This is a genomic window from Micromonospora sp. NPDC047753 (assembly GCF_040642735.1).
Lineage (GTDB): Bacteria > Actinomycetota > Actinomycetes > Mycobacteriales > Micromonosporaceae > Micromonospora.
In genome coordinates, this window is record NZ_JBEYSL010000384.1 from 1 (window position 1) to 6,631 (window position 6,631).

Annotated in this window: 6 protein-coding genes and 1 pseudogene; 5 read left to right on the forward strand and 2 right to left on the reverse strand. The window is 68.8% G+C overall.

Annotated features, from left to right (window positions below; genetic code table 11):
- Positions 1–181: pseudogene (locus ABZ749_RS26105) on the reverse strand (phenazine biosynthesis protein PhzF); the annotation flags it as partial.
- Positions 182–310: 129 nt separating this feature from the next.
- Positions 311–598 carry a helix-turn-helix domain-containing protein gene (locus tag ABZ749_RS26110; protein WP_357232368.1) on the reverse strand — a complete coding sequence of 96 codons (288 nt, stop codon included), beginning with the start codon at positions 596–598 and terminating at the stop codon, positions 311–313.
- Between the two features lie 146 nt (positions 599–744).
- On the opposite strand from ABZ749_RS26110, the gene ABZ749_RS26115 reads away from it, so the two are divergent.
- The 5 genes from ABZ749_RS26115 (at position 745) to ABZ749_RS26135 (ending at position 6,523) form a co-directional block, all read left to right on the forward strand.
- Positions 745–1,749: a nitronate monooxygenase gene (locus ABZ749_RS26115; protein WP_357232371.1), complete on the forward strand. Its 1,005-nt coding sequence runs from the start codon at positions 745–747 to the stop codon at positions 1,747–1,749.
- Entirely contained in the window at positions 1,749–2,387 is a 639-nt protein-coding gene (locus tag ABZ749_RS26120) for an HAD-IA family hydrolase (protein ID WP_357232374.1), read from the forward strand. The genes ABZ749_RS26115 and ABZ749_RS26120 overlap by 1 nt, the downstream gene beginning before the upstream one ends.
- A 307-nt stretch (positions 2,388–2,694) precedes the next feature.
- A complete protein-coding gene (locus ABZ749_RS26125; RefSeq protein ID WP_357232377.1) occupies positions 2,695–5,100 on the forward strand; it encodes a tetratricopeptide repeat protein in 2,406 nt (801 codons plus the stop codon).
- Between the two features lie 218 nt (positions 5,101–5,318).
- A complete protein-coding gene (locus ABZ749_RS26130; RefSeq protein ID WP_357232383.1) occupies positions 5,319–5,978 on the forward strand; it encodes a hypothetical protein in 660 nt (219 codons plus the stop codon).
- 113 nt (positions 5,979–6,091) lie between these two features.
- On the forward strand, positions 6,092–6,523 hold the full coding sequence (locus ABZ749_RS26135) for a DUF6196 family protein (RefSeq protein WP_357232380.1): 432 nt from the start codon (positions 6,092–6,094) through the stop codon (positions 6,521–6,523).
- The last annotated feature ends 108 nt before the right edge of the window (positions 6,524–6,631 follow it).

Here is a 6,631-nt window from a genome sequence, read left to right on the forward strand (position 1 = left end):
CCCTGGGTGCGTCCGCTGGGGTGGTGTCGATGAACGCGGTGTGGGAGGTGCCGGCCCTCAGGGCGATCGCGTGCCGTTCGTCGTCGATGAGCCTGGCATCGTCGATCACGACTGTGGTGGGGCTACCGCCTTTCCCGTAGCGGGTACAGGCGTTCACCACCGCCACTGGTGGCCCGGCCATCAGAGGGCCGTGGGTGTGAACGGCGGTTCGAGCGCTGGGATGCGAGCCATGACCAGACTCCGATGCTTCGGATTCAGAAGCACGGTAGCGATTCCGCTTCCGAAATGCCAGGGCGGGCGTTTCGCGGGTTCAGGTCTTGTCGTCCACGCTCAACGTCGAGGCCCATGCGTCGGACCAGCGAACGAGCGGGCGCAAGGCCTGGTAGGCACCGCGACCGAGGTCGGTGAGCGCATAGGCCGTGTCCGCCTGCTGGGCGACGAGGTGGGCGTCGAGCAGTTCGGTCAGCCGCTGACGCAGGACGCTGGATGACATGTTGTCGCAGCGCTGCTGGAGCGCGCGGAAGCCGACCGGCCCATGCTGCAACTCCCAGATGATGCGCAGGTTCCAGCGACGCCCGAACAGGTCGAGGGCGGCCATGAGGGGTCGTCCGGTACTCGATCCGCGTACCGGCTTGCCCGGTCTGGGTGCCGTCACCGCCTGCGCCGCCCCTCTTGATGCTTCGATATTCGATACAGTACCGTCCGCTGTGTTGATTCGATTTCCGAAGCGATCGGGGCTGCTTCGTGAGGCGATTGCGCACTGCGTTGTGTGACCGGTTGGGCATCGATCTGCCAATCATTCAGGCGCCCGTGGGTTCCGCGGCGGTACCGGAACTGGCGGCGGCGGTGTCCGAGGCAGGTGGTCTTGGCATGCTGGCGTTGACGTGGCAGACCCCCGATCAGGCACGGCGGAGCATCCGGCGTACCCGGGAGCTCACCACCCGGCCGTTCGGGGCAAACCTGGTTCTCGACTTCCCGGTGGACGATCTGCTCACCGTGTGCCTCCAGGAGAAGCTGCGGATCATCTCCACGTTCTGGGGCGACCCGTCGCCGCTGCACGGCCGGATTCAGCGGGCCGGCGCGCTGCACCTGCACACGATCGGTGACATCGCCGAGGCAGTGCAGGCTGTCACGGCCGGGGTGGACGTCGTCGTGGCCCAAGGCTGGGAGGCGGGCGGTCACGTCCGCGGCGGCACGACCACGATGTCCCTCGTGCCGGCGATCGTCGACGCGGTCGGGCCGCTTCCGGTGGTGGCTGCGGGAGGAATCGCGGACGGGCGTGGCGTCGCGGCGGTGCTCGCGCTCGGCGCCCAGGGCGCCATGCTGGGCACCCGCTTCCTGGCCGCTGCCGAAGCCGCCACCCACGAGGTGTACCGGCAGCACCTGATCGCGGCCACCGGAGCGGACACCGTACACACCCTCTGCTTCGACGGCGGATGGCCGAACGCACCGCATCGCGCGCTACGCAACACGACCCTTCAGCGTTGGCAGGCGGCCGGCTCGCCGCCCGCCCCACTGCGGCCCGGCGAGGGTGATGTCGTCGCCATCGACGCGTCCGGCGAGAGCCGACCTCGATACGAGGACCTGATTCCGTTGCCCGGGATGACCGGTGACCTGGCGGCCATGGCCCTGTACGCGGGCCAGTCCGTGAGCCTCGTCCACGACGTCCTGCCCGCTGCCCGCCTGCTCCACGACATCGCCGGTCAGGCCGCCGCCACCGTCGACCTGCTGCAGAGCCAGGCGACGTGATGTCCATTCCATCTGCGGTGTTGTTCGATGTCGACGGCGTGCTGGTCGACTCCTATCCGGCATACCGGCGGATCTGGAGTCGATGGGCGACGCTGCGCCACCTCGACCCGGACCTGGTCTGGTCCCATACCCACGGCCGCCGGCCCGTCGACACCATCGCGGTGGTGGCCCCGCACCTCGACGTTGACGCCGAGTACCGGCTCGTTCGAGAAATCATGGCCGCCGAAGGCGACGCCTTCCCCGTCTACCCCGACGCCGCCGCCGTGTTGAGCCTGCTCGATGGTTACCCGTGGGGTGTGGTCACGTCGGGTCGAACACCGACCGTGAGGCAGCGGCTGCGCGCTGGCGGCCTGCCGGATCCTCCCGTCCTGGTCGACAGCAGCCAGGTCCGGCGCGGCAAGCCGAGCCCCGAGGGCTATCTGCGAGCGGCGCACCTTCTCGACACCCCCGCAGCGAACTGCCTTGTGATCGAGGACGCTCCCGCCGGAGTCGAAGCAGCCCGGCTTGCCGGCATGACTGTCGTCGCCGTCCGCACCACACACCCTCCCGACGAACTGACCGGCGCTCACCACCGTGTCGACACCCTCAAAGACACGATCCCCCTCCTCGCGGACTGGCTGAACGGGCCTCGACCATGAACGAGGCGACCGAACAGATCGATCTGGTGGTCCTCGGGGCAGGCCCGGGCGGCTACGTCAGACCGGCTGTCGCTGGTTCTGGAAGTCGTTGGCCCAGCGACAGAAGGGTCCTCGCGCTGTGCCGAACCGCAGGCAGCCTGCCCGCTACCATCCACGCGTGACACGAGCCCGTCGATGGATGCGGTGGATCTTTCTCGTCAGTGGTGCGGTCTTTCTGGCGACCGGCGGGTACTGGCTCTTCACCACAACCCGGGCTCAGGCCAACGGGCAGGCGGGTTGGACCGGTGGGTTCATCGCGGTAGCTGGGTTGGCGTTCGGGATGGCCCAGGTTGTTCTCGGCGCCTTGGCGCTGCGCCGACAGCAGCCGTCCCGCGGCGTAGCGTCGACCGTGGCAACCCCGGGAACACCAGGGATGATCTCGCTTGCCGTGCCGGAGCCGGCCGCATTCACGCGGGGCCGCGACGAACTGGTCGGCGAACTCACCGGGCTCAATCGCGGGTGGTACCAGCCGGCGGCGCGGGTACGGGTGCTGCATGGCATGGGCGGTGCGGGCAAGAGCACTGTGGCTCAGCTGGTGGCCAGGCGATTCGCCGATCGTAAGGCAAAGGTCTGGTGGGTCTCGGCGGCGAACGCCACCGCCCTGCAGACCGGCATGCGGCAGCTCGTCGCCGATCTCGGCGCCTCCGATCACGACATTCAGCGAGCCTGGTCCGGGCTCACCGGCGCTCCGGATCTGCTCTGGAGGCTGCTGTCCGCCGTTCCCGGACGCTGGCTGCTGGTCATCGACAACGCCGACGACACCCGGTTGCTGGGACTGGACGGTGAACCGGTCATGTCCGCTCGGGGGTGGGTCCGGCCGGTGCCGAACCGTCGGGGCCTCCTACTGATTACAACTCGCGACGGCGACCCCAAGGTGTGGAAAACCCCCTGGTGCCGAATGCACCCGATCCCGATGCTGTCCGCCACCGACGGCGCGGCTGTACTGCTCGAACATGCCGGGAAGCACGCGGGTGGCGTACGGGAGGCCGTCGCACTGTCGCAGCGTCTCGGCGGCCTGCCGCTGGCTCTCGGTCTGGCCGGCCGAGCCCTGGCCGACGCGCAGCAATTGCGGCTGCCCGGCATCGCGACCACCTTCGCGGCCTATCAGGCCGCGATCGATCAGCTCGGCGGGTCCACCATCGGCGAGGCCGTAAGCCGAACCTGGGAAATGTCGCTCGACCTGCTCGACAGCCGTGGCCTGCCTGAAGCCCGGTCGCTGATGTGGCTCCTCGCGACCTTCGCCGACGCGCCGATTCCGACCGGGCTGCTGGGACCACCGTTGAATCCCCGCGATACGCAGGAGTCACTGCGCGCCCTGGCCACACTTGGCCTGATCACAGTCGAGGATGGCGAGCAGGACGCGGCGAGCCTGCGCATCCATCCGCTCATCCGCGCCGCCGCTGATCCGGTGGCTCAGTTGAGCCTGGCGATCACACTGCTGGCCGGATTCGCCGACGGAGACCCGGACGACTCGGGGCAGTGGCCAACGTGGCAGGCCGCTGCCCCGCATGCCTTCCACCTGCTGAACCAGGCAGCCCGCACCACCGACACCGACCTGATCATCCGTGCCGCTCGCATTGCCGAGGACGCCGCCCGTCACCTCAATGCCACGGGGCTGTACGCCGTAGCCCTCGACCACCTGAGCGCCCTGCGGTCGATCCGGGAACGGGAGCAGGGCGCACACCATCCCGACACCCTCACCATCCGGTACCGCCTGGCATACACGACCGGATTCGCCGGCGATCCGGTGGCCGCCCGCGATCAGTTCGCCGCGCTGTTGTCCGCTCAGGAACGGGCGCTGGGCGCCGACCACCCGGACACCCTTGACACCCGCAACCAGCTGGCCCGCTGGACCGGAGAGACCGGCGACATCGTGGCGGCCCGTGATCAGTACGCGGCACTGCTGCCCGTCCAGAGGCGCGTCCTCGGCCCAGAACATCCGGCCACCCTCGCGTCGTGGCAGGGGCTCGCCCAGTGGACTGGCTGGGCCGGCGACGCAGCCGGTGCCCGCGATCAGTTCGCCGCGCTGCTACCGGTCCGGGAACGGGTACTGGGCGACGAACACCCGGACACGCTGGCCACCCGGCATCGGCTGGCCCAGTGGACCGGCTGGTCGGGCGACGCCAGAGCGGCCCGCGACCTGCTCATCGGCGTGGCCGACAGTTTCCGCCGGACACTCGGTGCGGAGCACCCGGATTGCCTGCACGCCCAACATCACCTGGCGCGCTGGATCGGATACGCGGGCGATGCCGCCGCTGCTCGCGATCGATTTGCCGCGCTGCTGCCCATCCGCGAGCACGTCCTGGGCCCGGACCATCCCAACACCCTGGCCACCCGCCATGGCCTTGCCCTCTGGATCGGATACGCGGGCGACGCCGCCGCCGCACGAGATCTGTTCGCCGCACTCGTCCCCGTCCGCGCACGCGTCCAAGGTCCGGAACATCCGGACACGCTGGGCAGCCAGCACGAACTTGCCTCTTGGACGGGGAGAGCGGGCGACCCCGAAGGCTCCCGGGCCCAATTCGCCGCGCTGCTGCCGGTTTGCGAACGGGTGCTGGGCACCGACCATCCCGACACCACCGACACCCGTCGCAAACTGATCGAGCTTCTGGACGTCACCACCAGGCCCACCCCGAACGGTGGTCGCGGGGGCGACGTCTCACTGACTGACTGAGTGACAACCGTCGCGACCGTGGTGGACGTCCGTGGACGTCAGACGATGTGGGGCGGGCTGAACATGCTCTGCCTGCTACGCGGACAGCAGAGTCGTCGTGCTACCGGCTATTGCGACAAGCAGGATCGGCGGCGGACGGGAGCCGGCGGCACTTGACCTCAATAGGAGCATCGGGATGGCCGGCGGCGAGTCGCATCACCGGCAGGCGCTTGGGGTACGTGCTGTCGATGCGCCTACATCCGGGTGAGGTCGAAGCCGTTGGCTGGCAGGTCGTGACCGTGTTCGACGCCGTTCGGCAGTTGCGCGACGCATCACCAGACGTCAGCGGGCGTCCGCGGGTGATCGCCATCGACGGCCGGGGTGGTGCAGGCAAGACGACCCTGGCTGGGAGGCTGCGTCAGGTGGAACCCAACTCGGCCATCGTGCACACCGACGACGTGGCCTGGAACCACGCCTATTTCGACTGGGGTGCGGTACTCACCGAGAACATCCTGCGACCCCTGCACCGGGCGGAACCGGTCGCCTTCCGTCCCGACGCCTGGATCAGTCACGGTCGCGCTGGATCGATCACCGTCCCCGCCGACGTCGACTTCGTCTGGGTCGAGGGCACCGGCATCATCCGGGAGGAAGTGGCCCCGTGGCTGGACGCCTCGATATACCTACAGGGCGACCTTGATGAACAGGAGCGCTTGTTGGTCGATCGCGACGGCGACTCTTCCGAACAGCGAGAACACGTGGCGAATTGGCTGCGGGAGGAACTGCCCTTCATGCTGCGAGAACAGCCGTGGTTCCGAACCACCCTGATCGTCGCGGGCCCTTCGCCGGTGGATCACGACCCGGACACCGAACTGGTCGTAGCCCGACCGCCGAGCCTCTAGAATCTGAGCGCTGCAGCAGTGCCGGGTCGCAGATCAGGTGAGCCATTGGGCTGGCCGGCGGCGGTGTGTCGAGGGCGACTGCGTTGGCTGGCGTCATCGGGCAAGATCGGCGCATGGTCAGCATCAGCCAGGAGTCCAGTGACGAGACCGCGCAGCGGTTGCGGCGGGTCATCGCGGCCGCCGAGCTGGTCATGTTCGATGGTGAGTGGTCGTTCTTCGAGGCGCCGCTCACTCAGCCACCGGCCTTGACGGCTGACCTGCTGGCCGTGGTGCGCGACGAGGACCGGTGGTCCTGGCTGGCACCGGGTGCCGGGACCGATGGTGAGCGCTTCGCGGTGTTCTCGGTTCACTTCCCGCCCGACGTGGACAACAGCGGGTTCGTCGGATGGCTGGCCACCGAGTTCAAACGCCGGCTGGGCACCGGCGTGTTCGTCATCTGTGGTCACAACAGCGAGCGCGGTGGCATCTACGACTACTGGGGCTGCCCGGCGCAGGTTCGCGCCGAGGCCGTACAGGTCCTTGCTGAGCTGCGCGCTGGACGGTAGCCGTCTGCACCAGGTGTCTGATGTCTCGAACAGCGGAGAGGTTGCTGGCACCGGTGTGCGACAGCAACCGGCGTACGGTCAGCTCGCCGTGCGCCGGGAGGTCCAGGT

What these genes read in the sequence shown, in the direction of transcription:
- ABZ749_RS26110 (WP_357232368.1), bottom strand. Translation starts at nt 598, where the DNA reads ATGGCCGCCCTCGACCTGTTCGGGCGTCGCTGGAACCTGCGCATCATC.
- ABZ749_RS26120 (WP_357232374.1), top strand. Translation starts at nt 1,749, where the DNA reads ATGTCCATTCCATCTGCGGTGTTGTTCGATGTCGACGGCGTGCTGGTC.
- ABZ749_RS26135 (WP_357232380.1), top strand. Translation starts at nt 6,092, where the DNA reads ATGGTCAGCATCAGCCAGGAGTCCAGTGACGAGACCGCGCAGCGGTTG.